The sequence below is a fragment of the Microbacterium sp. P2_F9 genome (assembly GCF_056403635.1).
Window position 1 is genome coordinate 1 of record NZ_JBFUFC010000420.1, and the last position, 712, is coordinate 712.

Annotated in this window: 1 protein-coding gene; it reads right to left on the reverse strand. The window is 62.5% G+C overall.

Annotation, left to right across the window (positions count from 1 at the left end; genetic code table 11):
* Nucleotides 1-490 (reverse strand): inorganic phosphate transporter (locus AC1DVT_RS20510; protein WP_477391271.1); only part of this gene is annotated, 490 nt, incomplete at its 3' end.
* Nucleotides 491-712 lie beyond the last annotated feature (222 nt).

The window sequence follows — 712 nt, forward strand, 5'->3', positions numbered from 1 at the left end:
GCGCGTAGGCGAGCTTCGTGGCCGAATAGGCGATGATGCCGGCCGTGATCGGCGCGATGACCGCCGGCAGGATGATTTTGGACAGCACGACGCCGAAGTTGATCGCGGATGCGCTCACCCCGACGATCGTCGCGCCGATGAGCCCACCGAACAGCGCGTGCGACGAGCTCGACGGAAGTCCCAGCAGCCACGTGATCATGTTCCAGGTGATCGCGCCGATGAGGCCGGCGAAAATGACCGCGGGAAACGCTGAATGCGATATCTGGTCCTCGTTGATGATCCCGCCCGAGATCGTCTGGGCGACTTCGGTTGAGAGGAACGCACCGACCAGATTGAGGATCGCAGCGATCAGCACCGCGACTTTGGGCTTGAGCGCGCCGGTCGCGATCGGGGTCGCCATCGCATTGGCGGTGTCGTGAAACCCGTTCGTGAAATCGAAGAACAGTGCCAGTGCAATCACCAGCACGACCATCAGGGCTACGGTATCCACCGTTCGCTTTCCTTAGAGAAGAGGAGAGGGGGAGCCGACGAAATCGGCGATGCGAACGAACAGTTCTGCGGGGGTTCATGCTCCGTTAACCGAGCCACCAGGTATCCTCGCACATTCGGGCGAGATCGCAGAACGTTCCGGGCTCGCACTCGAATGCCTCGGCTAGCGTGGTGATGTGACCGCATCCGACGCCGCTGCCGCGGCATCCGCCCTCCCTCCCGT